The 25,350-nt window shown below is 63.6% G+C and carries 21 protein-coding genes; 8 read left to right on the top strand and 13 right to left on the bottom strand.

Going from position 1 to position 25,350, the window contains the following annotated elements:
* Nucleotides 1-48: 48 nt before the first annotated feature.
* Entirely contained in the window at nucleotides 49-909 is an 861-nt protein-coding gene (locus ECTPHS_RS14565) for a hypothetical protein (protein ID WP_141565284.1), read from the bottom strand.
* A 282-nt stretch (nucleotides 910-1,191) separates the two neighbouring features.
* Between ECTPHS_RS14565 and ECTPHS_RS06765 the strand changes: the two genes are divergently transcribed.
* The 4 genes from ECTPHS_RS06765 to ECTPHS_RS06750 all read left to right on the top strand — a co-directional run bounded on the left by ECTPHS_RS06765 (nucleotide 1,192) and on the right by ECTPHS_RS06750 (nucleotide 5,304).
* A complete protein-coding gene (locus ECTPHS_RS06765) occupies nucleotides 1,192-2,286 on the top strand; it encodes a glycosyltransferase (protein WP_008931963.1) in 1,095 nt (364 codons plus the stop codon).
* Nucleotides 2,283-3,398, top strand: coding sequence for a glycosyltransferase (locus tag ECTPHS_RS06760; protein ID WP_008931962.1), 1,116 nt, complete (start codon nucleotides 2,283-2,285; stop codon nucleotides 3,396-3,398). The genes ECTPHS_RS06765 and ECTPHS_RS06760 overlap by 4 nt, the downstream gene beginning before the upstream one ends.
* Before the next feature lie 233 nt (nucleotides 3,399-3,631).
* Entirely contained in the window at nucleotides 3,632-4,858 is a 1,227-nt protein-coding gene (locus ECTPHS_RS06755; RefSeq protein ID WP_168044646.1) for a serine protease, read from the top strand.
* 83 nt (nucleotides 4,859-4,941) lie between these two features.
* A complete protein-coding gene (locus ECTPHS_RS06750; RefSeq protein WP_168044645.1) occupies nucleotides 4,942-5,304 on the top strand; it encodes an META domain-containing protein in 363 nt (120 codons plus the stop codon).
* Here ECTPHS_RS06750 and rrtA read toward each other — a convergent pair.
* Together rrtA and ECTPHS_RS06740 are read right to left on the bottom strand one after the other, a co-directional pair.
* Complete coding sequence (rrtA, locus tag ECTPHS_RS13940) at nucleotides 5,291-5,848, bottom strand: rhombosortase (RefSeq protein ID WP_008931959.1); 558 nt, start codon at nucleotides 5,846-5,848, stop codon at nucleotides 5,291-5,293. The two genes, ECTPHS_RS06750 and rrtA, sit on opposite strands and share 14 nt — an antisense overlap.
* Before the next feature lie 171 nt (nucleotides 5,849-6,019).
* A complete protein-coding gene (locus ECTPHS_RS06740; RefSeq protein ID WP_008931958.1) occupies nucleotides 6,020-6,511 on the bottom strand; it encodes a hypothetical protein in 492 nt (163 codons plus the stop codon).
* Between the two features lie 182 nt (nucleotides 6,512-6,693).
* On the opposite strand from ECTPHS_RS06740, the gene ECTPHS_RS06735 reads away from it, so the two are divergent.
* Nucleotides 6,694-7,350: a sulfotransferase family 2 domain-containing protein gene (locus tag ECTPHS_RS06735; RefSeq protein WP_008931957.1), complete on the top strand. Its 657-nt coding sequence runs from the start codon at nucleotides 6,694-6,696 to the stop codon at nucleotides 7,348-7,350.
* Between the two features lie 28 nt (nucleotides 7,351-7,378).
* On the opposite strand, the gene cysN is transcribed toward ECTPHS_RS06735, so the two are convergent.
* The 9 genes from cysN to ECTPHS_RS06690 form a co-directional block, all read right to left on the bottom strand.
* A complete protein-coding gene (gene cysN / locus ECTPHS_RS06730; protein ID WP_008931956.1) occupies nucleotides 7,379-9,286 on the bottom strand; it encodes a sulfate adenylyltransferase subunit CysN in 1,908 nt (635 codons plus the stop codon).
* Nucleotides 9,286-10,227, bottom strand: a complete 942-nt coding sequence (gene cysD / locus ECTPHS_RS06725; RefSeq protein ID WP_210386899.1) for a sulfate adenylyltransferase subunit CysD — start codon at nucleotides 10,225-10,227, stop codon at nucleotides 9,286-9,288. Before cysD ends, cysN begins: the two co-directional genes overlap by 1 nt.
* 126 nt (nucleotides 10,228-10,353) lie before the next feature.
* Nucleotides 10,354-10,572: a zinc-finger domain-containing protein gene (locus tag ECTPHS_RS06720; RefSeq protein WP_008931954.1), complete on the bottom strand. Its 219-nt coding sequence runs from the start codon at nucleotides 10,570-10,572 to the stop codon at nucleotides 10,354-10,356.
* A 269-nt stretch (nucleotides 10,573-10,841) separates the two neighbouring features.
* Complete coding sequence (locus ECTPHS_RS06715) at nucleotides 10,842-11,765, bottom strand: branched-chain amino acid transaminase (protein ID WP_008931953.1); 924 nt, start codon at nucleotides 11,763-11,765, stop codon at nucleotides 10,842-10,844.
* Between the two features lie 90 nt (nucleotides 11,766-11,855).
* The gene (gene glnE, locus ECTPHS_RS06710) at nucleotides 11,856-14,759 is read right to left on the bottom strand and encodes a bifunctional [glutamate--ammonia ligase]-adenylyl-L-tyrosine phosphorylase/[glutamate--ammonia-ligase] adenylyltransferase (protein WP_008931952.1); all 2,904 of its coding nucleotides are present in this window, start codon (nucleotides 14,757-14,759) and stop codon (nucleotides 11,856-11,858) included.
* 56 nt (nucleotides 14,760-14,815) lie between these two features.
* A complete protein-coding gene (locus ECTPHS_RS06705; protein ID WP_008931951.1) occupies nucleotides 14,816-15,877 on the bottom strand; it encodes a type IV pilus twitching motility protein PilT in 1,062 nt (353 codons plus the stop codon).
* 5 nt (nucleotides 15,878-15,882) lie between these two features.
* Entirely contained in the window at nucleotides 15,883-16,977 is a 1,095-nt protein-coding gene (locus tag ECTPHS_RS06700) for a type IV pilus twitching motility protein PilT (protein ID WP_008931950.1), read from the bottom strand.
* Nucleotides 16,964-19,369: a HEAT repeat domain-containing protein gene (locus ECTPHS_RS06695; protein ID WP_008931949.1), complete on the bottom strand. Its 2,406-nt coding sequence runs from the start codon at nucleotides 19,367-19,369 to the stop codon at nucleotides 16,964-16,966. Before ECTPHS_RS06695 ends, ECTPHS_RS06700 begins: the two co-directional genes overlap by 14 nt.
* The gene (locus ECTPHS_RS06690; RefSeq protein WP_040405375.1) at nucleotides 19,341-19,838 is read right to left on the bottom strand and encodes a hypothetical protein; all 498 of its coding nucleotides are present in this window, start codon (nucleotides 19,836-19,838) and stop codon (nucleotides 19,341-19,343) included. The genes ECTPHS_RS06695 and ECTPHS_RS06690 overlap by 29 nt, the downstream gene beginning before the upstream one ends.
* 285 nt (nucleotides 19,839-20,123) lie before the next feature.
* Here ECTPHS_RS06690 and ECTPHS_RS06685 point away from each other — a divergent pair, with 285 nt between their 5' ends.
* The 3 genes from ECTPHS_RS06685 (at nucleotide 20,124) to ECTPHS_RS06675 (ending at nucleotide 24,151) form a co-directional block, all read left to right on the top strand.
* On the top strand, nucleotides 20,124-21,161 hold the full coding sequence (locus tag ECTPHS_RS06685; protein ID WP_008931947.1) for a Fe(3+) ABC transporter substrate-binding protein: 1,038 nt from the start codon (nucleotides 20,124-20,126) through the stop codon (nucleotides 21,159-21,161).
* A 271-nt stretch (nucleotides 21,162-21,432) separates the two neighbouring features.
* Nucleotides 21,433-23,124 carry an iron ABC transporter permease gene (locus tag ECTPHS_RS06680; protein WP_008931946.1) on the top strand — a complete coding sequence of 564 codons (1,692 nt, stop codon included), beginning with the start codon at nucleotides 21,433-21,435 and terminating at the stop codon, nucleotides 23,122-23,124.
* Complete coding sequence (locus tag ECTPHS_RS06675; RefSeq protein ID WP_008931945.1) at nucleotides 23,108-24,151, top strand: ABC transporter ATP-binding protein; 1,044 nt, start codon at nucleotides 23,108-23,110, stop codon at nucleotides 24,149-24,151. The genes ECTPHS_RS06680 and ECTPHS_RS06675 overlap by 17 nt, the downstream gene beginning before the upstream one ends.
* A gap of 86 nt (nucleotides 24,152-24,237) precedes the next feature.
* On the opposite strand, the gene ECTPHS_RS06670 is transcribed toward ECTPHS_RS06675, so the two are convergent.
* The gene (locus ECTPHS_RS06670) at nucleotides 24,238-25,266 is read right to left on the bottom strand and encodes a phage late control D family protein (protein WP_008931944.1); all 1,029 of its coding nucleotides are present in this window, start codon (nucleotides 25,264-25,266) and stop codon (nucleotides 24,238-24,240) included.
* Nucleotides 25,267-25,350: the final 84 nt, after the last annotated feature.

The following is a 25,350-nucleotide window of genomic DNA, read 5'->3' as shown; positions in this document are numbered from 1 at the left end:
CCTCGGCTTGATTCATCATCATCTGCTTGAAACCATGACTCCGTGGCTCTATGTTGATGAAAGCAATGATTTCGCCCTGGAAAATTCACCCAGCCCCAAGGCCTTGCTGAGCTGACGTAACTGCCAAGATCGTTCAATGAATCGGCGCACGGCTTCACTCTCAACCGGCTCGGGATAATCATACTTGCCGACAAACGAATTGCGATAATCAAGAATCCAGGATGGCCCCATCCCCAGCAGCTCATTGTCTATCATATATAATTTACCCGAGCCGGACTCCTCTACCATATTACTCGCGGACAGATCCGGATGAGACAACCTGTCGGGAATCTCGTCTTTTACATCCTGATAGTGATCACGCCATGATGCCACAAAGCCGCCCACATCATCCCAATATATCCAGGGTCCTATTCGGGCAAGCAGATAATCATGAAAATAACAAAATCCAGCAGTCATGCTCCCGACTGAACCAGGAACAAAGCCACTTGACATTTTCCCCACCAGGAAAGCATTTACACGCTGTGCCGCTGATTCTCTTCCAGCCGAGTCAAGACTCGAAACGGAACTGCCGTCGATCCAGCGTTCCACAATCAATTCCCCCTGGGAAAGCACCACCTCGGGGAAGCAGATATTCCCTGCGCAAAAATCATTGAGTGCAATACGAAATTTCGCATGCTGCACGTTGTGCGCTGTATAAATCTTGACCTTGCTTCCCCGCCATGAACCGATCATGGAGATCCTGCCGGCACGGGTGCGCCCCGGTGTGCGATAGCCGAGGGGGCCAAGATCCGTAATTTCCTCTCCATTGACGCGAATGGAACCCGGAAACCTGGTCAGAATACGCTTTCGCAAAAAAGGCCCCAGGTTACGATCAAGAATCCTGAGCATTCGCCAATTTAATGTCTTCATTTCTCACTTATCATCATGGATCATACAAAATCCAGCCTGTAAAATGCTGATTGAAAAGGGAGACAACCATGCCAGGCATTCCAGGCAATTTCGAGCGCATGGAGTTGAATCCCGGGTTTCATCCCGTTAAGCTGCGGCCACATTCATACATCACCATAAAAAACGGGCGTCGGAAGGAACTTCAACGCAGCCTGCCGATGTTCGTGGATGCACTCCCTTTCAATGACCGGCCCCAGTTTCCCATATTGCGCCGTGCCTTTGCACGGCTGAGGTACATCCGGCATGCCTGACCTGTCCGTTTTCCTCGCCACCTCCGGCCACAGCGGGGTGGACCGCATCATGGGTAACCTGCTGCCGGCCCTAGTGGATCAGGGGCTGTCGGTGGATCTGCTCACCCTTGAGGGTCATGGCCCCCATCTGCCCAATCCCCCGCCGGGCCTGCGGATCGTGCCCCTGGGCCGCGCCCATGTGAGCACGTCCCTGCCGGCCCTGATGGGCTATCTGCGTCGGCAGCGTCCGACGGTTCTGCTCACCGACAAGGACCGGGTCAATCGCACCGCCATACTGGCCCGTACCCTGGCGGGCGTGGATACCCGGGTGTATGTGCGGGTGGGCACGACCGTCTCCGTCAATCTGGCGGATCGCAAGCCACTGGAACGATGGCGGCAACGGCTCTCTATCCGTCATCTGTATCCCCGGGCCGACGGGGTACTGGTCCCCTCTCACGGTTGCGCAGAGGATCTGCGACAGATTTCAGGTCAGCGAATCACCCGCCTGCAGGTGGTGCCCAGCCCCATCATCCGTGACGATCTGGAATCGCTGGCCGCCGATCCGACTGCTCTGCCCATGGACATGGACGGTGGCGATCCCTGGGTGGTGGCCATCGGGGAACTGTCCCGACGCAAGGATTACGCCACTTTGCTACGGGCCTTTGCCCTGGTGCTGAAACGGCGCCCGGCCCGGCTGGTGATTCTGGGCGAGGGCCGGGAAAGGCCGGCCCTGGAGGCCCTGGCCCGGGAGCTGGGCATCGCCGACCGGGTGAGTCTGCCCGGGTTCGTGGGCAATCCATATGCCTGCCTGAGCCGGGCGCGGGTCTTTGCCCATGCTTCCCGCTGGGAAGGACTGGGAATTGTACTAGTGGAAGCTCTGGCCTTGGGCATTCCGGTGGTGTCCACCGATTGCCCCAGCGGTCCCCGGGAGGTGTTGGACGGAGGACGCCTGGGCAGACTGGTGGATGTGGAGGATGCACAGGCCATGGCAACGGGCATTTGTCATTGCCTGGATCATCCCGCAGACCCGCAGACCCTGAAAAGTGCGGTGACCCGATATCGGGTGGCCGATAGCGCCAGGGCGTACCGGGAGGCCATGGGACTGTGAAACGCGATCTCTCCCCGCCTCATCTTGCCATTCTCATCTCCCTCTCCGGCGAGGGCGGCGTCGAACGCATGGTGCTGAACCTGGTCCGGGAACTGGCGGGCATGGGCCTGTCCATGGATCTGGTACTGATCCGCGAGGAAAGCCGGCATCTGCAGGCGCTGCCGGAGAACGTCAACATCATCCGCCTGGGCACCCGCCACAGCGCCCTGAGCATCGCCCCCCTGGCCCGCTACCTGCGGGAACACCGCCCGGTCCTGCTGTTGGCCGCCAAGGATCGGGCCGGTCGGGCGGCGCTCAAGGCCCGACGGCTGGCCGGTGTGGACACTCGCATCTTCATTCGCCTGGGCACCACCCTGTCGGAGGCACTGGAGGGGCGTTCGGGATTGCGAAAGTGGATGCGTTACCGCCCCATGCGTCGGCTCTATCCCCTGGCGGACGGCATCATCGCGGTGTCCCGGGGGGTGGCCGATGATGTGCGCGGGATTACCGGCCTGCCCGAAGAGAAGGTGCATGTGGTACGCAACCCGGTGATCACCCCCGACCTGGAAACCCTGGCCGCCGAGCCCGCCCCTCATCCCTGGCTGGAGGATGGGGGTGATCCGGTGATCATCGGCATGGGGCGACTCACCCGGCAAAAAGACTTTCCCACCCTGCTGCGGGCCTTTGCCGGGATGCAGGCGCGTCGGACGGCGCGCCTGATCATCCTGGGGGAAGGCGGGGATCGGGAAGCCCTGACGGCCCTGAGCCGTTCACTGGGTGTGGCGGATCGGGTAATGATGCCCGGTTTTGCCGCCAACCCCTATGCCTGGCTGAGTCGAGCGCGCCTGTTCGTGCTGTCGTCGGCCTGGGAAGGTTCTCCCAACGCCCTCACCGAGGCCATGGCACTGGGGCTGCCGGTGGTGTCCACGGACTGTCGCAGCGGACCACGGGAGATCCTGCGGGACGGGCGATACGGGCCGCTGGTGCCGGTGGGGGATCTGGCCGCACTGGAGGATGCCATGGTCAGGACGCTGGAGGCGCCGTTGCCGGCCGATGAGATCCGGGCGGCGGTGGCGGAATATCGGGCACGGGTGAGTGCCGAGCGCTATCTGGCGGTCCTGGGCATCTCTTAAACCGACGGGATTACCCGTCATTCCCGCGAAAGCGGGAATCCAGTAAAAGACTGACAATTTTGAATTCTGGGCCCCCGCTTTCGCGGGAGTGACGGCAGAGGAAGCGGGGTCACAGCAGCAGGGCGTGCGGAAGTGACGGCAACCGCGTGGTGGCAATGACTGCCCGGCGGTGGGGCGATGCATCCGCCCAACCGCGGCAAATGGCGATCGTGGTACCGGTGCAATCCCGCCGAATGGCTGTTCACCTGCTCAAAATGCCTGTTTATCGGGACAAGCGCTTCCTGATGGACGCCTTTGGTTACTTTTTGATGCCGTCGGGCATAAACTATCTTTACACGTTCAAGAAGGCTTACCCATGCTGGTCTTGGTACAGCCCTGGGGATTTAATGTCATCCTCAACAGAATCGGAAACAGGGAAAATGATAAAAAACCTAACCTTCAGACACAACGGCAGTGCTGCATGGTGGCTGCCGGCACTCATGGCCATCACACTGGCGGGCTGGATGACTTCGGTATCGGCGGGACAGCCCGGCTCCAGAGTTATCGGTGGCGAGGCCGCAAGAAGCGGCGAGATCCCCTGGCAGGTCGGGGTAGCCCATGGCCCCGAGGGAGCCAGGGATATCTTCCAGCAGATCCAATGTGGCGGCACCCTGATCACCCCTCAGTGGATTGTCTCCGCCGCCCATTGTTTCGGTGACTACACCGACGACGGCACCCACTTTGATATCCCGCTTCCCCAAAACCTTTACATCGTAGCCGGGATCAATGACCTCCGTCTCGCCGATGCCGCCGTCATCAGAAATGTGGCGCGTCTGATCATTCATCCGGATTATGATCCCCACACAACGGGCTACGATAACGATATTGCCCTCCTTTTTGTCGAAGAGCCGGTGACATGCCCCGCCTGCCTGCCCATTGACCTGGTGACCCCCGCCAACGAAAGGAATGTGGCCTCACCCGCCACAATGGGTCTGATCAGCGGCTGGGGTTCCATAGGGGAACGGCAGCTCGGCTCTGAATTCTTCGACCTCTATCCCTTCCTCCTGCAAAAGGCCCTGGTACCCATCCTGGACAATGCCAGTTGCATAACGGACATGCAGTACATGGATGGGGAAATCACCGACAACATGTTCTGTGCCGGTTACCAGGGCGGCGGCAGGGATACCTGTCAGGGTGACAGCGGAGGTCCCCTGGCGGTCCTTTCAAGCGATGGCACCGGTTACCTGCTGGCAGGGGTGACCAGCTGGGGAGAAGGCTGCGCCAAGCCGTACTATCCCGGTGTCTATACCCGTGTCTCCCATTTCAGCGACTGGATCACCTTCTACACCCAGGAAGATGAGGAATCATCCCGGGGCGGTGGCGGGGCCATGTCACCGGTTATGGTCGCTCTGCTGATATTGTTGGTAATGGGCAAGGGTCTACTGCGGGGAGGGTCTTCCGTCGGCAGAAGGAGATCATGATGCGCGCATCAATATTCCCGACCATGGTCATGGCCCTCCTTCTGGTGAGCGGCTGTGCCGCCCACCAGAAGGAATCCGGGTCCATGCAGACAAATCCCCTGTTCAACCAGTGGCAACTGAGCATGGTGGAAGAGCAGGCCCTGCGCTGGCGGCCCGATGCAGGGATCGCTCCCTTCACCCTGATCCTGACCGCAGAGGGTGAGACCGCCCACGGACAGGTCGCCTGCAACCGATGGCACGGGGCGGTCAGGATCGAGGGGACGCAACTCAGCATCGGACCATCCCGCAGCACCCGTGCCCGCTGCCTCATCGACGATCCCGCCCATCGTAGCCTGGAGCAACGCTATCTGGCCGCCCTGCAACAGGTGTCCCGATACCATGTGGAAGCGGAGCGTCTGGTACTGGAATGGGAGAACGGGGATCGCTGGGTGTTCAGCGCCCGGTGAAACCAGGTGGGCCCGGCCATCCCGGGCCTTTTCCCTTCGATGGGAAAAGGCCCGCTATCAGGCCCGCCAGGGCACCGTAAAGGTGGGCATCGATAACCACCTCCTCTCCCATCAGCGAGGCTGTCGCACCGATGCCGGAGGAAGACTGTTCCACCACCAGCTTGAGAACCAGCAGTGACAGCAGGGCATAGCCGGACCCGGGCTGTGTTCGCACCCGGCTCCACGCCGCCGCGGCCCACATGCCGTGCAGGACGCCGGAGAGTCCCACATACCATGTGATGTCAGGGGAGAACAGCCAGAGCCCCAGGTTGACCCCCGCAGCGCTGAGGACAATTGTCAGCATCCAGCGGCTCACCGGCATCGCATCCCCCAACAGCCGCCAGATCAGCAGTAGCCCGACCCCATTCATCGCCAGATGCGCCAGACCGAGATGGGTCAGGTGAGCGGTGGCCAGCCGCCACGGCTCATGGAGGAGCAGTCCTCTCTCATACCTCAGCGCTTCCAGGCTGCCGAAGACGGCCAACAACAGGGCAATGACCAGCATGCCCACAGGCAGATATCCGCCGGTGAATTTTCCCCATGGGGCTGCAACGGTTGGCATGGACATCGGGACGGGTTAGCGCGCCACGGCGGTTCGCATCATCAGGTCCTGGAGTACACGCAGGATATCTGCCTTGCCAAAGGGTTGTGGGCGATCGTCGCTACGCAGGGCCGGCTACATGAACCGCATGGCGGCAATGACCAGCCCGGCGCTGGTGGCAATGAAACCGACCAGCCACAGGAAATGACGGTCGTGGCGCCGGAGCATCTCGTCGAAGCGCCTGTCCACCTGCTCAAAGCGGCTCTCTACCTGTTCGAAACGCTTGTCCACTTGCTCGAAGCGCTTGTCTACCTGCTCGAAACGCTTGTCCATCTGATCCAGACGCTTGTCGATCAGACCAAGATGCTTGTCCACCTGGTCAAGACGCTTTTCCATTTGGTCAAGACGCTTTTCCACTTGCTCGAAGCGCCGGTCCATCTGGGCAAAGCCTTCGCGCATCAGCTCCCGCTGGTGTTTGAGTTCCTCTTCCACGCGCACCATGCGTTCACGCAGTTCGATTTCGTACACAACCGGGGGCTTGCCCAGGCTCTGCTCGGCCAGCCATTGGCTGAGATTGGCCTTGATGAACTGTTCAAGCTGCTCAAGATCGCTTTGGGCCAGGGCCATGGGAGGTCTCCTTGACAGGGGTTCGTATTTCCGCATCCCGAGGTCCATGATGGGGGCGTCGCGCCAACGGGTCAATGTCGAGCAGGCGCTTGCTGATGGACCCCTTTGGTTACTTTTAGATCCCCTGGGGCATAGAATGTCCTGTTCGCAACTTCAGATCCAATCCAGGACTTTCATTCTCCATGCTCCTGTCCCTGAAACACAACTTCCTTTTCGTACACATCGCCAAAACCGGCGGCACCAGCGTGCGGGCGACCCTGTCGAAATACCGCTATCAGGGTCCCTGGGGCGTGCCCATGTTCCTCGCCAACAAGCTGGACCAGATCTCCGGGCATCGCATCGGCACCAAGTTTCCCCGCCATGCCAAGGCCATTGCCGCCCGGGAGATGCTGCCGGCGGAGCTCTATGACGGGCTGTTCAAGTTCGTGTTCGTGCGCAATCCCTGGGACCTGCAGGTGAGCTCGTTCTTTCATATCCGCAAGGAACGGCCCCATGTCCTGGAAGGGGTGGAGACCTTCGAGCAATTTGTCAGGCTGAAATTCGATCCGGAGCGCCCCTGGAACTACATGCTGGACACGTCACGGGAACTGCAGCGGGATTATGTGGTGGATCTGCGGGGGAACCGGATCGTGGATTTCATCGGCCATTACGAGTCCCTGCAGGAGGATTTCGACACCATCTGCGACCGCATCGGCATCCCCCGGGTCGCCCTGCCCCATCGGCGCAAGGCGGAGGGGCGGGACGACTTCCGTCGCTACTACACCGACGAGACGGCCCGGATGGTGGGGGAACACTATCGGGAGGATATCGAGATGTTCGGCTACCGGTTCGATGGCTGAATGAGCCAACGATAAAAGAGCCCGGATCTCACTGCGCCAGATAGCCCCCGTTGCGAATATGCTCCACGATCAGGTCCGCCGCCGCTTCCGGGGTCATGCGGGTGGTGTCCACATGGATCTCCGGTGACTCGGGGCGTTCATAGGGCGAGTCGATGCCGGTGAAGTTCTTCAACTCTCCCCGCCGGGCCTTGCGATAAAGCCCCTTGGGGTCCCGGGCCTCAGCCGCCTCCAGGGGGGTGTCCACGAAGATTTCCAGGAACTCGCCGTCCTTGAGCAGTTCCCGGGCCATCTGCCGTTCCGAGCGGAAGGGGGAGATGAAGGCGGTGAGCACGATCAGGCCCGCGTCCACCATCAGACGGGCCACCTCCCCCACCCGGCGGATGTTCTCCACCCGGTCCGCATCGGTGAAACCCAGATCCTTGTTCAGGCCGTGACGGATATTGTCTCCGTCCAGCAGGTAGGTATGGCGCCCTTCCGCGTGCAGCTTCTTCTCCACCAGGTTGGCGATGGTGGACTTGCCCGCCCCCGACAGGCCGGTGAACCAGAGCACGCAGGGCCGTTGCCCCTTGAGCCGGGCATGGGCCTCCTGATTGATGTCCACCGGCTGCAGATGGATGTTCTGGGAACGGCGCAGGGCAAAGTGGATCAGCCCCGCCGCCACGGTGTTGTTGCTCAGGCGATCGATGAGGATGAAACCGCCGGTGTCCCGATTGTCCGTGTAGGGGTCAAAGGCCACCGGCCGGTCCAGGCTGATGTTGCAGACCCCGATGGCGTTGAGTTCCAGTTTCTTCGCCGCCGTGTGTTCCAGGGTGTTCACGTTGACCTGATACTTGATGGTGGTGACCGAGGCGGTGACGGTGCGGGTACCCAGTTTGAGCAGATACTGGCGACCCGGCAACAGGGGTTCGTCGTGCATCCAGATCAGGGTGGTCTCGAACTGGTCCGCCGTTCCCGCCGGTTCCCGGGCGGCGGAAATCATGTCGCCCCGGGAGATGTCGATCTCGTCGGTGAGGGTGAGGGTCACGGACTGACCGGCCACCGCCTGTTCCAGGTCACCGTCCCGGGTGACGATGCGGGCCACGGTGCTCTCCTTGCCCGAGGGCTGGACCCGGATGCGGTCGCCGGGACGCACCACGCCGCCGGCCAGGGTGCCGGCATAGCCGCGAAAATCCAGGTTGGGCCGGTTGACCCATTGCACCGGCAGGCGCAAGGGTGCCGCTTGCATGCGGTCCTCGTCGATCTCCACCGTTTCCAGATAGCCCATGAGGGTGGGGCCGTGATACCAGTCCATGTTCGGGCTGGGGCTGACGATGTTGTCGCCCTTGAAGGCGGAGACCGGGATGAAGGTCACCGCCTCCACGCCGATCTGTCGGGCGAAGGCCTCGTAGTCGTCGCGGATGCGGCGATAGACCGGCTCGGAATAGTCCACCAGATCCATCTTGTTGATGGCCACCACGATGGCGCGGATGCCCAGCAGGGACACCAGATAGCTGTGGCGCCGGGTCTGGGTGAGGACGCCCTTGCGGGCGTCCACCATCAGGATGGCGACATCGGCGGTGGAGGCGCCGGTGACCATGTTGCGGGTGTACTGCTCGTGCCCCGGGGTGTCGGCGACGATGAACTTGCGCCGGTCGGTGGAGAAGAAGCGGTAGGCCACGTCGATGGTGATGCCCTGCTCCCGTTCCGCCGCCAGGCCGTCCACCAAGAGGGCGAAGTCGATCTCCTCCCCCTGAGTGCCCCAGCGGCGGGAGTCGGCCTGCAGGGCGGCCAGGTGATCCTCGAACAGCATCTGGGATTCATACAGCAGGCGCCCGATGAGGGTGCTCTTGCCGTCGTCCACGCTGCCGCAGGTGATGAAGCGCAGCAGCCCCTTGTGCTGGTGCAGGTGCAGGTATTGCTCGATGTCGTCGGCAATCAGATCGGAAACGTGAGCCATCAGAAGTAACCCTCCTGTTTCTTCTTTTCCATGGAGGCGGCGCTGTCGTGGTCGATGACCCGGCCCTGGCGTTCGGAGGTGCGGGTGAGCAACATCTCCTGGATGATGGCCGGCAGGGTGTCGGCGGTGGACTCCACGGCCCCGGTGAGGGGGTAGCAACCCAGGGTGCGGAAGCGCACGCTGCGCAGCATGGGGGTCTCGCCCGGGTTCAGGGGCATGCGGTCGTCATCCACCATGATGAGGGTGCCGTTGCGCTCCACCACCGGACGCATGGCGGAAAAATACAACGGGACGATGGGGATGTTCTCCAGGTGGATGTACTGCCAGATATCCAGCTCGGTCCAGTTGGACAGGGGGAAGACGCGGATGGACTCCCCCGGGTGCTTGCGGGCGTTGTAGAGCTTCCACAGTTCCGGGCGCTGGTTCTTGGGGTCCCAGCGATGCTGGGCGGTGCGGAAGGAGAACACCCGCTCCTTGGCCCGGGACTTTTCCTCGTCACGCCGGGCACCACCGAAGGCCACGTCGAAGCCGTAGTGGGTCAGGGCCTGCTTGAGGGCCTCGGTCTTCATGATGTCGGTGTGGATGGCGGACCCGTGGGTGAAGGGGTTGATGTCCTTCTCCACGCCGTCCGGGTTGATGTGCACCAGCAGGTCCAGCCCCAGTTCCCTCGCCATGCGGTCGCGGAAGGCATACATCTCGCGGAATTTCCAGCGGGTGTCCACGTGCAGCAGGGGAAACGGCGGCACGGACGGATGAAAGGCCTTCATGGCCAGGTGCAGCATCACGGCGCTGTCCTTGCCGACGGAATAGAGCATCACCGGGTTGTCGGCCTCGGCGGCCACTTCCCGCATGATGTGAATGCTTTCCGCTTCCAGGCGTTGCAGGTGGGTCAGGGTCATGGGCTGGTGTGGTTCTCTGGCCTTGGTTGAATGGGTTGTCAACAGGATGCTGCGTTCCCTTCGGGGGATGAATGCTTCATCCAACAGAAATTTCAGTCACCCACCGGATTCCCGCTTGCGCGGGAATGACGGGGTCAGGACATGGCGGAGGGAGACCAGAGCCGAAGATCAGTCTTCCAGGGTATAGACCGTGCTGCAGTAAGGGCACACGATGCGCCCGTCCCGGGCGTCCTGGATCGGCAGGTAAACCCGGGGATGAGAGGCCCACAGGGCCGTGCCCGGCGCGGGACATTGCAGGGGCAGATCACGGCGACTGACGCTGACGGCGGCCTGGGTGTTGGCCGTCGGGTAGGCATCCTGGTTCAGTGCGGTCTGAGGGTTCGGCATGACGGGCTCCTTTGGGTGATGAGGATGAAGGCTGACAGAACCGGAGGGAAGGAACCTTTTGTTATCGTTTTATAGGCTTTCCGAAGCTGTCACTCCCTTATGGGCTTTCCGAAGCCGTCATTCCCGCGCAGGCGGGAATCCATTCACGGGCTACGGCCATGGACTCCCGCTTTCGCGGGAGTGACGGTGGTGCTCACTGAAAGACAGCAAAACTCACTGGGTGAGGACGACATTCACGGCGTGACGACAGGGGCCGCCCGGCGCTTCCCCTAGACGTAGGTCAGCCAGCCTTCGTGCTTGGGATGACGGCCCTTGACCACGTCGAAATACAGGGTCTGCAGCTTCTCGGTGATGGGACCACGACCACCATGGCCGATGCTGCGGCCATCCAGCTGGCGGATGGGCGTGACTTCCGCCGCCGTGCCGGTGAAGAACGCCTCGTCGGCGGCATAGACCTCGTCGCGGGTGATGCGCTTTTCCCGCACCGGAATGCCGCATTCCTCGGCCAGGGTCATGATGGTGCGACGGGTGATGCCGTCCAGGGCGGAAGTGAGCTCCGGGGTATAGATCACACCGTCGGTGACCAGGAAGAAGTTCTCGCCGCTGCCCTCGGCCACGTAGCCTTCGGTGTCCAGCAACAGGGCTTCGTCACAGCCGCAGGCCAGGGCCTCCTGCAGGGCCATCATGGAGTTCATGTAGTTGCCGTTGGCCTTGGCCTTGCACATGGTCACGTTGACGTGATGGCGGTTGTAGGAGGAAGTCTTGACCCGGATCCCCCGCTCCATGTTTTCCGCGCCCAGGTAGGCGCCCCACTCCCAGGCAGCCACGATGACGTGCACCTGGAGGTTGTCGGCGCGCAGCCCCATGCCCTCGGCGCCGAAGAAGCACATGGGCCGCAGGTAGGCACTCTTGAGCCCGTTATCGCGCACCGCGGCTACCTGGGCGGCGTTGAGCTCGGCGGGGGTATAGGGGATGGTCATGCCCAGGATGTGGGCGGAACGGAACAGCCGGCGGGTATGCTCTTCCAGCCGGAAGATGGCCGGGCCACGCTCCGTCTGGTAGGCGCGTACCCCTTCGAAGACCCCCATGCCGTAGTGAAGGGTGTGGGTGAGTACATGGGTCTTGGCCTCGCGCCAGGGCACCATCTCGCCGTCGTACCAGATCAGACCATCGCGTTCGGCCATGGTGGACATGAAACGTTTCCTCTCGAATTTCGATATGGGGTTCCCGGGTCAGGCATGGGGCGGCACGGAACCCGGCGCGCGCACCCTTCATGATCACTGCTATGTCATCAGGCGTTGCCAGAAGGCGCGCACCTGTTCGCGTTCCCGTGCCCAGTCCGAGGCCGGCACCCTGGCGGGCAATTCCTGCAGGGTCAGCTCGTGAATCCGGTCCCTGAAACTCCGGTAGGTGTCCATCAGGAACAGGGCGTCATCCCTGGGCATCAAGCCGGTCTCGATCAGAGACTCCAGGATGCGGATGTTGTCGGGCCAGGTCGTGAGCTGGGGATGCCGGGCGGCATGGGCCAGAACCAGATATTGCACCATAAATTCAATATCCGCGATACCGCCGGGGTCTCTCTTGAGATCGAACCACGCGGGATCGCGGGTGGCGTGCTCCTTCCACATCTTCTCCCGCATCTCCCGCACTTCCCGCCTCAAGGCACCCTCGTCCCGAGTCTGTTGCAACACGCGGGCACGCATGGCCTGAAAGGCCTCGGCGATGCGGGCATCCCCGGCCACCGGGCGGGCACGCACCAGGGCCTGATGTTCCCAGGTCCAGGCGGAACCCAGCTGATAGTCCTCGAAGGCGGTCACGCTGGTCACCAGCAGGCCGGAGGCGCCACTGGGGCGCAGCCGGGTATCCACCTCGTAAAGCCGCCCCGCCCCGGTGAAGACCCCCAGGAAGTGCAGCACCCGCTGGCCGACCCGGGCAAAGAATTCACTGTTGTCCAGCGGGCGCTCACCATCGGTCATGGCCTGTTCGCCCCGGCTGTCGTGCAGGAACACGATGTCCAGGTCCGAACCGTAGCCCAGCTCCAGTCCGCCCAACTTGCCGTAGCCCACCACGGCAAAGCCCGGCTCATAGGGTTCACCGTCGACGAGGCAGCGGGGACGACCGTGTTTGGCGATCAGCTGCTCCAGCACCAGGCTCAGTACCCGCTCCAGGACCACTTCGGCGATCCAGGTCAGGTGGTCGCTGACCTTCATCACCGGCAGCACGTCCATGATGTCGGCGGCGGCCACCTTGAGGACCTGAACCTGCTTGAACATGCGCAGCCGGTCCATGACCTGTTCCAGGTCATCCTGTGGGACCTGCACCAGCTCGTCGTTGAGGGCATCCATCAATCCCTGGCGACCGGGGGGCGCATAGAGGCTGCGGGGGTCCAGCAGCTCGTCCAACAGCAGGGGATAGCGGGTCAGGTGGTCGGCGATCCAGGGACTGGCCTCGCACAACCGGGCCAACTGGGACAGGGCCAGGGGGTTCTCCACCAGCAGGGAGAGATAGACGGATCGCCGGGCGATGGTCTGCACCAGCCGCAGCAGGCGTTCCAGGGTGGCGTCGGGGGCCTTCAGGCCGCTGAGAACACCCAGCATCAGGGGCATGAGCCGGTCCAGGCGCTCGCGCCCGGTGGCGGTGAGATTACGACAGGCGCTGCTGTCGCGCAGGTGTTCCAGGCCCGCCAGGGCAGTGTCCGGGTCGGTCAGGCCCAATTCCCCCAGCACAACCAGACCGCGATCCCGGTCCAGGGAACCCAGCCACAGGGCCGCCAGATCCCGTTGGGCTTCGGGCTGGGCGGCCTGTTCGTCGTCGTCGGCCCGCTGGGGGGCGGCAAAAACCTGCTCGAACTGGCCGTGCACCCGTCGCATATGACGGATGAGGGTGTGCTCAAAGCTGTCCCAGTCCTCGAAGCCCATGGACAGGGCCAGACGCAGGCGGTCCTGGTCCTCCCGGGGCAGCCGGTGGGTCTGCTGATCCGCCACCATCTGCAATCGGTTCTCGGTACGGCGCAGGAAGTCATAGGCCTCCAGCAGATGGCGCACCGCATAGGCGGGCATCAGGTCCTGCGCCGCCAGTCGCTCCAGCACGGGCCGGATGCCCCGTAACTGCAGGGAAGGATCACGGCCGGCACGAATGAGCTGGAAGGCCTGGCCGACGAACTCCACCTCCCGGATGCCGCCCTCCCCCAGCTTGATGTCCTGATCCTTGCCTTTGCGCGCCGCCTCGCGGTTGATCAGGGCCTTCATGTCCCGCAGGGAGCCGAAGGCACCGAAGTCCAGATAGCGGCGGTAGATGAAGGGGCGCAGCAGTGCATGGAGCTGCTCGGCGCTGTCTCGATCGCCGGCCACGGCGCGGGCCTTGATCAGGGCGTAGCGTTCCCATTCCCGACCATGGCTCTCGTAGTAATCCTCCAGGGCATCGAAGCTCATCACCAGGGGGCCGGTGTCGCCGAAGGGTCGCAGGCGCATGTCCACCCGGAAGACGAAGCCGTCGGAGGTCTTTTCGTTGAGCACCTTGATCAGGCGCTGGCCCAGGCGGATGAAGAACTGCTGGTTGTCCAGGCAGCGTTCCCCGTCGGTTTGACCGGGCCGTGGATAGGCGAAGATGAGGTCGATATCGGAGGAGAAGTTGAGTTCATGCCCCCCCAGCTTGCCCATGCCCAATACCACCAGGCGCTGGGGCCGGCCGCCGGCATCCCGTGGCTCGCCGTGACGGCGCGCCATGTCCCGGTGAAGCCAGTCGAGAGCACCGTCGATGAGGTGATCCGCCAGGGTGGAGAGGTCATCCAGGGTTTCGTTCAGGGTGGCCGTCCCGGTCAGGTCACGCCAGGCGATGCGCACCATCTCCCGGTTGCGCGCCTGGCGCAAGAGACGCATCAGGTCTGCGTCGTCCTCGGCCGTCGCCAGGGTGCCCCCGACCCGACGGCACATGTCCCCGTCACCATAAGTCCGCTCCAGATCCCCGGACGCCAGCAGGGCCAGGAACCGGTCCGGGCGGCGGATGGCCATGCGTGCGACGAAATCGCTGAAGTACCAGACCCGGGCCAGGGCCTCGGGCCAGGGACCGGGATCAAGGCCCTGGCCGCGGCAAGCGGAGAGATAATCCTCGGCCAGGTTGAGCATGCCCGGCCGGGCCGCCTGGGGGATACCGTCCAGGCACAGGTCTTGAGGGGTGGGCGTGGTCATCCGGGCAGCTTACGAGATGGGAGTCGAGGGTTCAATTTTGTTGCCTCGGAACGGTATCAATCCTGTTCCCGGACGGCTTCGAACTCGGCCTTGCCGATGGACTGCAGATAGGCCTCCCGGCCACTGATCCGACCGGCGTCCAGCAGGCGTCGCAGGGCGCCATCCATGGTCTGCATGCCCACCAGGGCACCGGACTGCATGGTGCCGACCAGTTGTTCAGTCTTGCCCTCCCGCAGCAGATTGGCCACCGCCGGGGTATTGATCAGGATCTCCACCGCCGCCAGGCGGCCCCGGCCATCCTGTCGCCGCACCAGTTGCTGGGACACCACACCGCGCAGGGAGGTGGACAGCATGGTCCGGATCTGGGCCTGCTTCATGGCGGGAAAGGCATTGATGATGCGGTCCACGGTGGCGGCGGCACCATTGGTATGCAGGGTCCCCAGCACTAGGATGCCGGTTTCCGCCGCCGTGACGGCCAGCGAGATGGTTTCCAGATCCCGCATTTCACCCACCAGGATGACGTCCGGGTCCTCGCGCAGGGCGGAACGCAGGGCGGCGGCAAACCCCTTGGTGTGCAGCCCCACCTGACGCTGACTGATCAGACAGCGCTTGCGTTCATGGACGAATTCGATGGGATCCTCGATGGTGATGATGTGTCCGCGCCGCCGTTCGTTGATGTCATTGACGATGGCGGCCAGGGTGGTGGATTTCCCCGAACCGGTCTTGCCGGTGACCAGAATCAGCCCATGGCGATGCATGCCCAGGCTGTTGATCACCGGCGGCATGCCCAACTGGGACAGGGTCAGGGACTTGGAGGGAATGGCGCGAAAGACGGCGGCCAGTCCGCCCACATGCCGGAACAGGTTGACACGAAAACGGGCCAGACCCTCCACGGCATAGGCAAAATCCACCCCGTCATCCCGCTCGAAGATCTCGCGGGCGCCGGGGGGCAGGATCTCGGCCATGAAGTCGTTCAGCGCCTGCCGGGTCAATGGGGTGGACTCGATGACCTGCAGATCACCGTTCACCCGCATCCGCGGCGGATCACCGGACACCAGATGCAGGTCGGACCCCTCCGCCGCGATGAGTTTGCCGAGATAATCATCCACATGATGCATGGGCCTCAGCCTCCCGCCAGATCGATCTTGGGCAGCAGGCTCGCATCGGTCACGAAACGCTGCAGACTCTTCTTGTCCAGCGCGAACTGGTAGGCATCATCCGGATCAATCTCGTTGCGCTGCACGGCCTCCAGCAATGCCTGATCCAGCAACTGCATGCCCTGGGTGCGCCCGGTCTGCATCTGTGTCGGGATCTGGTGCACCTTGTCGGTCATGATCATCTTGGCGATGGCCCGGTTGATCACCAGGGTCTCCACCACCGCCCGGCGGCCGCGGCCGTCGGCGGACTTGACCAGGGTCTGGGTGATCACCCCGTGCAGGTTCTGGGACAGGAAGGTCTTGCCCTGTTCCCGCTGCTCCAGGGGCAGGCTGTCCAGGATCCGGTCGATGGTCTTCACGGCCGATGTGGTATGCATGGTGCCCAACACCAGGTGCCCGGTTTCCGCCGCGATCATGGCCATGATCATGGAGTCCACGTCCCGCAGTTCCCCCACCAGAATCACGTCAGGGTCCTCGCGCAGGGCATTGCGCAGCCCGTGGGTGTAGCTGGGGACATGATTCCCCACCTCGCGCTGGATCACCTGGGCGCGCTTGCTCCGGTGCACGAACTCCACCGGGTCCTCCAGGCTGATGATGTTCACTGCCCGGTGGGTATTGATGTAGTCGATGATGGCCGCCAGGGTGGTGGACTTGCCGGTACCGGTGGACCCGGTGACCAGCACCATGCCCTGATGATGTTCGATCAGCTGCTTGACCACCGACGGCAACCCCAGGCTGTCCAGATCCGGGGCCTGCGCGGGGATATGGCGAAAGGTGGCGCCGATGCCGGTTGCCTTGCGGAAGAGATTGGCACGGAAACGCCCCACCTCCTCCGTCACGTAGGAGAAGTCCAGATCATCGCCCTCGCTGAAACGCTGTTTCTGGGCCGGCGTGAGGATCTCCATGATGTAGGCTTCCAGCTCCCGGGCCGCCAGGTCGCGAAAACGGATGGGCATGATGTCCCCGTTCATGCGCAGCAACGGCGGCAATCCCACCGCCAGATGAAGGTCCGAACACCCCTGTTCGCGGGCCAGTTTGAGAAAGGCATCAATTCTGGGCATGCAGCACCTCACGCACCTCAACCATGGTCTGGTAGCGTGCCTCCGGGTCCACCGCCATCATCCGCGCCACCACCGCGGACAGTCCGGGGTCTATCGCCGGATTCAACTCCGACAGGGGCGCCGCCCTTCCCTGAACATGCTGATACATGATCGATACCTGGTCCTCCCCCAGATAGGGCGGACGTCCCGCCAGCATCTCATAGAGCATCACCCCCAGGGCATAGATATCCGAACGCACCGATACCGGCTTGCCCAGAACCTGCTCGGGGGCCATGTATTTGGGTGTCCCGATGAGGATGCCGGTTCGAGTCAGGCGGGTATCGCCCGCCCCGGTGACCGCGGCCACCCCAAAGTCCACGATCTTGAGGATGTCCCGGCCGTTGATAAGCACGTTGCCCGGCTTGAGGTCCCGATGTATGACACCCACCTCGTGGGCCGCGGACATGCCGGCCGCGATATCTTCCGCATAGCGCAGGGCGCGGGACACCGGCAGCGGACTGGTTTTCTGCAGCATGGCCCCCAGGGTGGCAGAGGGAAAATACTCCATGGAAATGGCCAGGGCGCCCTGTACCACCAGGAAATCATGGATGCGGATGACATTCTCGTGGGTGATCTTGCGCGACAGGCGCAACTCCTGAATGAAGCGCTTGATCATCTCCTCATCGGTGGCCAGCTGGGGATTCATCACCTTGAGAATGATGGTTTCCGAGATCATGGTGTCTTCCATGAGCAGGACGGTTCCGAACGCCCCCTTGCCGACCCGGCGAACGAAACGATAGCGATCCCCCACCAGATCTCCAGGCTCCAGGGCGGACTGCCCGGTGGTCCTTGCCGGGCCGGTCACCTGACGCACCTTCCCGGTGACATGGCTCCCCGTGTCATCCCCCAGCATGGAGGTGACCTCAGCCGTGAGCAGGGTCCGCTCCATCACGGCACCGCCATCGCCGTTGAGGGCAAACCGGTTGCTCAGACGAGTCGAAACATCCCGGCCGGTGATTTCCAGTTCGCCCTCGGTCCCCGAGGCATGCCGTGTTATCGCCTGCAGAATGCGCTGCACATTGGAAGAATCCGCCAGCGCCTCCAGGGCCTGGACCGCGTCCAGACGGATGGCATCACTGGCCTCCGCCAGCTGTTTGAGCAACGGCTCCACGGCACGGTCATCCTTGAGCTTGGCCAGGGCACGGATGACGGCGGGCGCCGCTCTGGTATCCCGTTCCATCAGATCGATCAGCGCCGGTACCGCCGTCTGGTGCCCCAGATCCCCCAGGGCATCCACCGCCCGCTCCCTCACCCACCAGTCCGAATCATCCAGGGCCGACATGAGATGCCCCAGCGCCCCCTCGTCACGGGTGGCATTGAGGATCTCCACGGCGGAGCGGCGAATGAACTCGTCATCATCCCGCAACAGCTCCACCACCGCCCTGACCACCCGAGGGCCGCCGATCCTGGCCAGGGCATCGGCGGCCCGCGCCCTCACCCACCAGTCCTCATCCTTCACCGAGTTCAGCAACAGCTTCACGTCACGGGTGCTACCGATACTGTTGAGGACTTCCACCCCGGCCCGGCGGGCATATTCGGACTCATCCCGAAGAATCGGCAGCAAGTGGGTGATGGTATCGGGATCATGACGGCGAATCACCGCGTCTACGGCCTGCTCCTGGATACCCAGGTCCGGATCCCGCAACAGACCGCACAGGAGCGCCAGATCCACGCAGACACCCCGCTCCACCAGGGCTGCCAGCGCGGCCTGACGCACGCCCTTGTCGGCGTCGTGCAGGGCGTGCTCCAGAGCCTTGCGGGCCTGTGGCACATCAAACCGGCCCAGCACTTTCACCACCAGCCGTCGCATTGCCGGATCCTTGCCCGAGGCGCGGTTGACCAGTTCGGGGATCATGGCCGGCTCGGCCACCGTCTCGATGACCTGAAACAGGGCATTGCGTGCCGCCGGCTGCAGTTGGTGGGCAATGCGAAGCAGGACGCCGCTGTCCAGGCGGTCCTGCTGGGCGGTGAGGACCTGGATCAGCGGCGCCTTGGGCAATGCGGGGTCGTTGAAGGCCTCGGCCAGAAGATGAGGGTCGTAACCTCGACCATGACTGAGCAGGTGCATGATCCGCGCCGTTCCACGGGGACCCGCATCCGTCAGACGGGACAGCAGCACGGGCAGGGTTGACGGGTCAAGCAAGCCGTCGAGCGTCCATTCAATGACTCTGAGTCCGGCGTCATCCGCGTTCAGCAGCATGGGGAGCAGACGCTCCACGGCGGGCACACCCAGGGCCTTGAGCTTGCTCCGCAGGTGCAACGCGTCCGTGCTGTCCAGATCCCTTGTCCGCAGCAGTCGCGCAATCAGCCGCTCTGCACGAAAATCAGCCAGAAAACTCATGGGACGCATCATCCGCCGTCAGCTCCTCCACCCGCACGATATAGGCCTTGCTGACGAGTGCCACGGTCTCATCGGGCAGGAAAAGCCGCACGAAGCGCTGATCGAAGATGTTGATGTAATCGTACAGACGGGCATTACCCGGGGGCAGGACCTCCTGGATGGTGCCTTCGAGGCAGGAACCGTCCATGAGATGAAGGCGGGCCTGCAGACGGGATGCGTAGTCGGCTTCAAGCCGGGCAACTTGCGCCGAGTATTCCAGGCGAACCACGGCGTGCTTGTTGTAGAAACGCAGTTCACCTGACCGGCTGCGCATCACGAAAAAGGCATCGCTGCCGTTCAGCACTTCCGCCGGTTCTTCCTCGCCGTCGTGCCGGCTGCTTTGCAAGTGAACGAAGATCTCTCCCAGCACCAGACCATCCGGGTGTACCCAAACCTTCACCGGAATCCGCTTTTTCGGGATTTTCAGAGCATCGCTAGCCATCATGTCTCCAGATTATCGGGAATGTTCCGAAAACGCCGCGCCGCCGCCGCCCACATCCACGGGACAGTGGATCAGTATGCAGCAATCACCCGCCTTTTTTTCACCGCCGGCCGCCTGGAATCCCACGTCTGTTAACAAGGTCGCAATAACCCGCCCTCGGGAGCATCTTGACAGCACTCGTGAAACAAATGACACTCGTTCTTGTTTGCAGTCCGCTTACCGGACTTCCTTCCAGCCTCGGCCCAGCATCCCCTGCCCATCACTACCCAAGGAGTGATTCACCCCATGGTCAAAGCAACCTTCCAAAAGCCGGCTGCCCTGTTCGTGGCCTGTGCGCTGGCATTCACCCTGCCCGCGCCGGCCCTGGCCCAGGGTGAGGTCAACGTCTACTCCGCCCGTCAGGAAGCACTCATCAAACCCCTGATGGACGAGTTCACCGAACAGACCGGCATTCGCGTCAACATCGTCAGCGCCCAGGCCGACGCCCTGCTGCAGCGCCTGCGCAGCGAGGGCCGCAATACCCCGGCCGACGTGCTCATCACCGTGGATGCGGGCAACCTGAACAGCGCCAAGGCCGCCGGCGTCCTGCGCCCCATCGAGTCGGCGGTGCTCAACGAGGCCATTCCCGAAAGCTACCGCGACGCGGAGGGCTACTGGTACGGCCTATCCATGCGCGCCCGCCCCATCATGTACGTCAAGGGCAAGGTAGACCCGGCGGAGCTGTCCACCTACGAGGCCCTGGCGGACGAGAAGTGGCGCCGCAGCATCTGCATCCGTTCCTCCAGCAACGTATACAACCAGTCCATGACCGCTTCCATGATCATCGCCAACGGCGAAGCCGAGACGGAAAGCTGGGCACGGGGCCTGGTGGCCAACATGGCCCGTCCGCCCATGGGCGGCGACCGGGATCAGATCCGGGCAGCAGCGGCAGGACAGTGCGACCTGGCCATCGCCAATACCTACTATCTTGGTCAGATGCTCAATTCCGATGATAACGCAGAGCGCACTGCCGCGCAGTCCATCGGCGTGTTCTGGCCAAACCAGGATGACCGGGGCGTACACGTGAACGTGAGCGGTGCCGGCGTGGTGACCCATTCCCGCAATACCGACAACGCCGTCAGGCTGATCGAGTTCATGGCCGGCGACAGTGCCCAGCGCTGGTATGCGGAAGCCAACCAGGAATACCCGGTCAAGCCCGGCGTGGAATGGAGCGGCACCCTGACGGAACTGGGTGAATTCCAGGCCGACGCGGTCAACCTGGGCATGCTGGGTGACTTCAACGCCGCCGCCGTGCGGCTGATGGACCGGGCCGGCTGGCGCTGAGTCGTACCCTTCTCCCCTCACGGGGAGAAGGGTATTCAAGGAATGCCCGACACCTCCCATTCCGTCACGTCCGTGCGTCCCTATCCGTCACTCCCGCGAAAGCGGGAGCCCAGGGCTTTAACAGTTTTGAGGCAATGACCGCTCCGGAATACCCCCTAAGTGGGAATCAGTCCGAGGATCATTTGTCATTCGGCCAATACCCAGTAGACTATGCCCCTTCCGAAGCGCCGATCCATCGTTGCCACGCCATGACCAGCCACCCGACGACCCCATGAGGACTGACCCGGTATCCCGACAAGGGGGGTTCTCGTCAAGCCGTCTCAAGCGTCCCGATGCCTGGAGCCTGGGCGTCCCCCTGATCGCCGCCATCCTGGCCCTGCCGGTGCTGGTGATCTTTGCCCATGTCTTCATCCCGGCCTCCGACGTCTGGCTGCATCTGCGCCAGACCGTGCTGCAGGACTACGTCACCAATTCCCTGATCCTGATGGCGGGGGTGGGGGTGGGGGTCCTTCTGATCGGCATTCCCACCGCCTGGCTGGTGAGCATGTGCGATTTCCCAGGGCGACGTCTGTTCGAGTGGGCGCTGCTGCTGCCCCTGGCCATGCCGGCCTATATCATCGCCTACACCTACACCGGCATGCTCGATTTCGCCGGCCCGGTGCAGACCCAGCTGCGGGAGTGGACCGGCTGGGGCTGGGGCGACTACTGGTTCCCCCAGATCCGTTCCCTGCCGGGGGCCATCATCATGTTGTCCCTGGTGCTCTACCCCTACGTCTACCTGCTCAGCCGCGCCGCCTTCCTGGAACAGTCCGTCTGCGTGCTGGAGGTCTCCCGCACCCTGGGCGCCGGCCCCTGGGCGGGCTTTCGTCGCGTGGCCCTGCCCCTGGCCCGGCCCGCCATCATCACCGGCCTGTCCCTGGCCCTGATGGAGACCCTGGCGGACTACGGCACGGTGCAGTATTTCGGCATTCCCACCTTCACCACCGGCATCTTCCGCACCTGGTTCGGCCTGGGTGACCCGGGCGCCGCCGCCCAGCTGGCCGGCATCATGATGACCTTCGTGCTGGTGCTGATCGTGCTGGAGCGCTATTCCCGGCGCCGCGCCCGTTTCCACCACACCAGTGCCCGCTATTCCCGTCTGCCTCGCTACCGGCTGCGGGGCATGCACCTGGCCGGCGCCCTGGTGGTCTGCGCCCTGCCCATCATCCTGGGCTTCGTGATCCCGTCCGGACAGTTGCTGCAGTGGGCCTTGCGCACCCCGCACATGTGGATGCGACCGGAGTTCCTGGGGCTGATCTGGAATAGTGTCTCCCTGGCTGCCATCGCATCCGTACTGGCGGTGGCTCTGGCCCTGGTCCTGGCCTATGGCAAGCGTCTGCGTCCCTCCCTGCCGGTGAACGGTGCGGTGCGGGTGGCCGGAATGGGCTACGCCATCCCCGGCACCGTCATCGCCGTGGGGGTGATGCTGCCCTTCGCCTGGATCGACAACACCATCGACGGCTGGATGCGGGATGCCTTCGGCATCTCCACCGGCCTGATCCTCTCCGGCACCCTGGTGGCCCTGGTGTTCTCCTACTGCGTGCGTTTTCTGGCCGTCTCCCTGCAGACGGTGGAGGCGGGCCTGGCCAAGATCAAGCCGTCCATGGATGATGCCGCCCGCTCCCTGGGCACCCCACCCCGGCAGGTCCTGAGCAAGATCCACATGCCCATCATGCGGGGCAGCCTGCTCACCGCGCTTCTGCTGGTGTTCGTGGACGTCTTGAAAGAACTGCCGGCCACCCTGATACTGCGCCCCTTCAACTTCAACACCCTGGCGGTGCGCGCCTTCGAGCTGGCCTCGGACGAGCGGTTGGCGGATTCCGCCAGCGCGGCCCTGGCCATTGTTCTGGCGGGGATCATCCCGGTGATCCTCATCAGCCGCACCATCAGCCGTTCCAGGCCCGGACATGACACGCCTGCTTGAAATCGACCACGTCAGCGTGGGCTATGACGGTACCACCGTTGTCCACGACGTCAGCCTCGCCCTGAACACGGGGGTCATCGGCTGCCTGCTGGGCCCCAGCGGCTGCGGCAAGACCACGTTGCTGCGCACCATCGCCGGTTTCGAGCCGGCCAGCGCGGGGCGGGTACTGCTGGACGGCCAGGTGGTGAGCCAGGCCGGCTGGACCCTGCCCCCGGAACGGCGTCAGGTGGGCATGGTGTTCCAGGACTTTGCCCTGTTCCCCCATCTGACGGTGGCGGAGAACATCGCCTTCGGCATTCGTGGTCAGTCCAGCCGCGCACGGCGGGAGCGGGTCACGGAACTGCTGCGACTCATCGGCCTGCCTGACTACGGCCCGGCCTACCCCCATGCCCTGTCCGGCGGGCAGCAGCAGCGCATCGCCGTGGCCCGCGCCATGGCGCCCAGACCCAGGCTGCTGTTGCTGGACGAGCCCTTTTCCAACATGGACGTGGAACTGCGCGAGGGCCTGGCACGGGAGGTCCGCGCCATCCTCAAGCAGGAAGACATCACCGCCATGCTGGTCACCCATGACCAGAACGAAGCCTTTGCCTTTGCCGACCGCATCGCCGTCATCAACGCCGGCCGGGTGCTGCAATGGGATACCGCCTACAACCTCTACCACAAGCCCGCGGCCCGGTTCGTGGCGGATTTCATCGGTCAGGGCAGGATGCTGACGGGGACCGTACTCAACGAGCACGAGGTGGAGACCGAACTGGGGGCCATCACCGGCATGATCCCGGAGGCCTGCCGGCCCGGTGATCCGGTGGACGTGCTGGTCCGCCCCGACGACATCCTGCCCGATGACGGCAGCAGGATCTTCGGCGAGGTCACCGACAAGGCCTTCCGCGGCGCCAATTTCCTCTACACCCTGCGTCTGGGCAGCGGCGACACCGTACTGTGCCTGGCCCCCTCCCACGAGAACTATGCCCTGGGAGAACGCATTCCCCTCAAGCTGGGTTTCAATCATCTGGTGATCTTTCCCCGCTGAACCGGGTCATGCCCCGGGCACCCGGGTATCCACGGTGCCCCACAGATCCAGCTTGCGCCCGCTCAGACGAATGCCCCGGTCGTGGATCAGTACCTGCCCCGCGCCCGGCAGGAGGGTGATGCCGCCGCCACCGGTCCGAATCCGGATCGGTGCCGTGCCCAGGGGCTCGATCCTGAGTCCCCGGCCAGCCATGACCCGCAGATCCCCCGCCACTCGCCATTGCAGCCCGCCATGGGCCCCAGAACCGTGGTCTCCAGCGCCAGGGTGCGATGCCGGCAACACGCCCGCTCCGCCAGTAACCGGGCGCGGTGGTCCAGCGCCTCCACCGTATGCAGCCCATACCCGATCCGGTCCTGCACCCCCTCTCCGCGGCCGGTCAGTGCCGAGGCCCGGTAGGCACGGCCGTCCGCCAGTCGTCCGGTGACGGTGAAACAGCCCGGTATCGGACGAACCCGCTCATGGGCGGACAGTACGCCGGGCGACTGCCGGTTCCAACCGCCGGACTGACCCCGCCAGGTCCACTCCGTGGGCGCGGCCGGCATCAGTCCGGCCGGATCATCCACCAGCACCAGGGTTTCCAGACCATGTCCCGGAGTGACATGCCAATGGATGCCCGCTCTGGCCAGCACCCGATTCAACAGGCTCAGGTCTGACTCGTCGGCCTGCAGGATGCCGGCGCGACGAGGGTAGACATGCATCAGCCGTTCACTCTGCAGGCGAACCCCCGCCGACGCCAACAGGCGTTCCGCCAGATCGGGCGGACTCAGATCGCTGAACAGGCGGGTGCGCCGAGTCAGGGCAAGCCGGTAAAGGCGGGAGCGCAGCAGCACGCGAAAACGATGGGGGGCAGCCCAGGTGACATCCAGCCCGGGGACGGGACCACACGCACACAGGATGCCGTCGAACACCTTGCGGGCGCCGTGTGCATCGGACACTTCCAGGCGGGCAGGGGCACCCAGCCTGCCCGGATACTCGACACCGGGTCCGATGACCTCCAGCAGCATCCGCCAGACCCCGCTGAGGGATTCCAAACCCCGCAGCGACATCACCGGCAGTGATTGACCGGCAATGACAAGACGGGCCTGGACAGGCAGACAGGATAAGGCTCTGGACATGGTCAGCCTCCTTGCCGACGATGGGACGTGCGTTGCGTTGTATGATCCCCCTGAACGCATCACCGGATCAACCGACTTCGCGCA

Origin of the sequence: Ectothiorhodospira sp. PHS-1, assembly GCF_000225005.1 — a bacterium.
Lineage (GTDB): Bacteria > Pseudomonadota > Gammaproteobacteria > Ectothiorhodospirales > Ectothiorhodospiraceae > Ectothiorhodospira.
This window is presented reverse-complemented; position numbering and strand designations above follow the sequence as displayed.

What these genes read in the sequence shown, in the direction of transcription:
- ECTPHS_RS14565 (WP_141565284.1), bottom strand. Translation starts at nt 909, where the DNA reads ATGAAGACATTAAATTGGCGAATGCTCAGGATTCTTGATCGTAACCTG.
- ECTPHS_RS06765 (WP_008931963.1), top strand. Translation starts at nt 1,192, where the DNA reads ATGCCTGACCTGTCCGTTTTCCTCGCCACCTCCGGCCACAGCGGGGTG.
- ECTPHS_RS06755 (WP_168044646.1), top strand. Translation starts at nt 3,632, where the DNA reads ATGGCTGTTCACCTGCTCAAAATGCCTGTTTATCGGGACAAGCGCTTC.
- ECTPHS_RS06750 (WP_168044645.1), top strand. Translation starts at nt 4,942, where the DNA reads ATGCAGACAAATCCCCTGTTCAACCAGTGGCAACTGAGCATGGTGGAA.
- rrtA (WP_008931959.1), bottom strand. Translation starts at nt 5,848, where the DNA reads ATGCTGGTCATTGCCCTGTTGTTGGCCGTCTTCGGCAGCCTGGAAGCG.
- ECTPHS_RS06740 (WP_008931958.1), bottom strand. Translation starts at nt 6,511, where the DNA reads ATGGCCCTGGCCCAAAGCGATCTTGAGCAGCTTGAACAGTTCATCAAG.
- ECTPHS_RS06735 (WP_008931957.1), top strand. Translation starts at nt 6,694, where the DNA reads ATGCTCCTGTCCCTGAAACACAACTTCCTTTTCGTACACATCGCCAAA.
- cysN (WP_008931956.1), bottom strand. Translation starts at nt 9,286, where the DNA reads ATGGCTCACGTTTCCGATCTGATTGCCGACGACATCGAGCAATACCTG.
- ECTPHS_RS06720 (WP_008931954.1), bottom strand. Translation starts at nt 10,572, where the DNA reads ATGCCGAACCCTCAGACCGCACTGAACCAGGATGCCTACCCGACGGCC.
- ECTPHS_RS06715 (WP_008931953.1), bottom strand. Translation starts at nt 11,765, where the DNA reads ATGTCCACCATGGCCGAACGCGATGGTCTGATCTGGTACGACGGCGAG.
- glnE (WP_008931952.1), bottom strand. Translation starts at nt 14,759, where the DNA reads ATGACCACGCCCACCCCTCAAGACCTGTGCCTGGACGGTATCCCCCAG.
- ECTPHS_RS06705 (WP_008931951.1), bottom strand. Translation starts at nt 15,877, where the DNA reads ATGCATCATGTGGATGATTATCTCGGCAAACTCATCGCGGCGGAGGGG.
- ECTPHS_RS06700 (WP_008931950.1), bottom strand. Translation starts at nt 16,977, where the DNA reads ATGCCCAGAATTGATGCCTTTCTCAAACTGGCCCGCGAACAGGGGTGT.
- ECTPHS_RS06695 (WP_008931949.1), bottom strand. Translation starts at nt 19,369, where the DNA reads ATGATGCGTCCCATGAGTTTTCTGGCTGATTTTCGTGCAGAGCGGCTG.
- ECTPHS_RS06690 (WP_040405375.1), bottom strand. Translation starts at nt 19,838, where the DNA reads ATGGCTAGCGATGCTCTGAAAATCCCGAAAAAGCGGATTCCGGTGAAG.
- ECTPHS_RS06685 (WP_008931947.1), top strand. Translation starts at nt 20,124, where the DNA reads ATGGTCAAAGCAACCTTCCAAAAGCCGGCTGCCCTGTTCGTGGCCTGT.
- ECTPHS_RS06680 (WP_008931946.1), top strand. Translation starts at nt 21,433, where the DNA reads ATGAGGACTGACCCGGTATCCCGACAAGGGGGGTTCTCGTCAAGCCGT.
- ECTPHS_RS06675 (WP_008931945.1), top strand. Translation starts at nt 23,108, where the DNA reads ATGACACGCCTGCTTGAAATCGACCACGTCAGCGTGGGCTATGACGGT.
- ECTPHS_RS06670 (WP_008931944.1), bottom strand. Translation starts at nt 25,266, where the DNA reads ATGTCCAGAGCCTTATCCTGTCTGCCTGTCCAGGCCCGTCTTGTCATT.